Annotated in this window: 2 protein-coding genes; both read right to left on the reverse strand. The window is 54.9% G+C overall.

The genetic code is table 11. From position 1 onward, the window contains the following. Positions 1-657: 657 nt before the first annotated feature. On the reverse strand, positions 658-1,503 hold the full coding sequence (locus tag GE027_RS22405) for a hypothetical protein (protein WP_153559462.1): 846 nt from the start codon (positions 1,501-1,503) through the stop codon (positions 658-660). After that, positions 1,500-2,966 (reverse strand): RHS repeat-associated core domain-containing protein (locus GE027_RS22410; RefSeq protein ID WP_162006895.1); only part of this gene is annotated, 1,467 nt, incomplete at its 5' end. The genes GE027_RS22405 and GE027_RS22410, both read right to left, overlap by 4 nt.

Raw genomic sequence — 2,966 nt, forward strand, 5'->3', positions numbered from 1 at the left:
GGAACTACTGCTTGACGAGGAGCTGCTGCTGGAAGAAGAACTGCTGCTGGAGCTACTTGACGAAGAGCTGCTGCTGGAAGATGAGCTGCTGAAGAAACCGCTTGATGAGCTGCTGATCGACATGTCTACCCCGTATTCGTAGCTGTCCTGAAGAGGCCCCACCTGAGTCACCGCCAATGACTCGGCGAATTCAGGGTAGCGGTCACAGGCGGGGGGGCAATAGTTACCGCCCTGTTTTTGCGAAGGAACCTACCCTAGCGTCGCCGCACCGGGGACAAACGCCCCGAGCCGTTGAAAGAAATCTCGCCATTGCGGCGATCGCTTCCGCTTCGCCAGGGTCAGGCCTTGTGTTAGGTGTTCGCAATAGTGACCAAGCAGACGTGCATTATCGAATAGCGAACACAAGGCTGACCGTCGCGAAGCGACTCCCCCACTTTCCTAGATCGAACACCGAAAACAGGGTCTGACCCCGGCGAAGCCTTCCCCGTATTCCGAATGATTCCCGTGCACGTGCTTAGCAGCAGGAGCCGTATGAGGTAGTACTTCGCGTACGGATCTGTGCGGGGGACGGCTGGCAACAGTCGTCCCTACCGCGATCCCCGGCGCAGCCCTTGACCCCGGTGCGGCCCTTTGACCCCGGCGAAGCCCTTCACTCTCCTATCTAATTCTCCTGGACACTGCAATGGTTAGAGACTGCAGCTCAGGTAATCGCTCTAGTTGCGCGACTACTTCAACGCACGATCCGGTTATGCTCAGTTCCAACAGGTTCTTGAAACGCAATAGGTCGTTTAAATACTGGTCTTCAAAATGCTGCCGAATGTGCAGCTTGCGAATGCGATCTGTCTGCTTAAAGTGCATTAAATCAGAATATGCACTCACAGACAGTTCATCCAAAGAGTCAAAATGAATTCGGTCGCCAATTGCGTAGGAAGATCTTTGGATCCCGAAAATGTCGAGGACACGAAGATCCGGAAGCTTCGAAATCGCACTAAAATCTTCGCGAGTCAAAAGGAAACCCAACTGCAACCTTTCTAGGCCTTGAAGTTCTCCGAGAACGGCGCACCGTCGAATAGACGTCTCCACAACCGGCAGCCGTAGGATTTTCAGATTTTTCGCTTGCCCGAGAGGCGACAGTGTGTTGTTAAGGTCAAGCTGTGGGGGTTGATCATGCACAGTTAGAGCGCGTAGATTCTCAAACGAGGCAACAAATGCAATCAGGTCACGGTTGATGTGCCCTTCCAGCTCAACCGAATCAACGTCCGCAAACTTTTTTGAATCATTTAATCCTCCTTCCGTTCGCAAGCGTGCGCCATCACGAATCAAAATAGAAGAAAGTCCCAACACCACGATGTCTCTGGAAGGAAAAGTTCCATCCGTGACTATTGGGCTGGCGCTTCCGATTTCATCTTGGCATAAAGTTGGAGAAGGGAACGTGCAACTGATCAAAATTGTCAGCACGAAAAGCAATACGTTCCTGAAAAAAGCGTTACGAGCGAAAGTCATGTGCAGTCTCCTGGGAAATCGCGACGCACCCAATTATTGATTGAACCTTGACGCATGCAGTGCCACAATACAGTCACAATGCAGCCGCCACGCTCGCCGTCGCAGCAGCCTTCGTCGCGTCCAATTGGCTGGCATACGCCCTTATACGTCGCAAGAACGCTTTCTCCTATCATGCAGCTTGCATTACCGTATCCAGGAGGGGAAATGGCTTGCAGAACACCAGCTGGCCGTTCAATCGCCCCATTGTCCCCCGGCACGGACAGTATGCAATTGCATTTCCGATCGTCGTCTTGGTCTTCGTAGCCCTCTGGTTTCCATGTCCGAAATTCCTCGGCGTTAACAGCTACAGGACGTTGCTCAACTATCCATATCGGCGGGTAGTGTGAAGGCTCTCTGGGCTCTCCGTGTCGATCCGGTGGCAGAGACTCCCAGTCACCTGGAAGCGAATTGTTCTCGAAACAAAAGTAATAACAGTCATTTTCTGAGTAACCGGCTCCGCGACAATAATCGTAGCAACCGGGGCTACCTATCCAGTCAGGGTCGAAACTGCGGAGCCCCGTAGGATCGACGCGGGACAAGATGAAACGCAACCGATACAACGACAAACCTCCCGCATATGCAATCGGATCTCTAGAACAAAACCGCCCCAACTGCGGGCTGTACCAGCGGTTACGGAAGTAGTAGATCGCGGCGTCGGGGGTCCATTCTCGATTGGTGTAGGTGTAGCGGGTGTTGTACGAACTGGTGCTCCTCGCCGTGTAGTCCGCCGCGAAGAACGACAACTGACCGTAGGGATCGTATTCGTAGCGCTCCGCGACGCTGCCGCCGCTATCGACGACGGCCACGGTGTTCCAATTGGCGTCGGCACAGTGGTGCAGCCGCTCGTCGAGCGTTCCGTCGGCATTGGTATCCCGATCCCGAACGATCAAATCGTCGATGTAACGCAGCCCCCACACGTGCTGCCGTCCAGGCGTCCTGGCACTGCCAAGCCGTTCCTCGACGCACTGCCAGTTGTCGGTGAAATAATAGTGCCGGGTGTCCGACAGCGTGCCACCGCTGTACTGCTTGGCGACGATTCGGAAGTTGCGACCATCGAACTCGTTCTTAAGTAATGTGCTCGAGGTCGAGTTGTCGACCAGCTTGGTCATCCGGTTCCAGGCATCGTAGGTGGCGGTCATCGATGCGCCGCTGCCTAAATCGGGCCGGGGAATACTGGTGCTGTTCCCGTTCTTGTCGTAGGCGGGAGTGGCCCACGGCGTGCCGGACAGATTGTCGATGTCGGTGATCTCGTTGACGGTGTTCGCCGTCCGATCCTGGATCAAATCCCAAGTCCCGTCGCCGTTGTCGTCTTGACGGTAATGCGACCAGTTGCCGGTCGGATCAAGCGTCCAACACTGCGCCAAGTCGAGCGTCTGAATCGCCGAATGAGCCGTGTTGAGCTGGCCCCGATCCGCCGACTGCAA

Origin of the sequence: Roseimaritima sediminicola (assembly GCF_009618275.1) — a bacterium.
Classification (GTDB): domain Bacteria; phylum Planctomycetota; class Planctomycetia; order Pirellulales; family Pirellulaceae; genus Roseimaritima; species Roseimaritima sediminicola.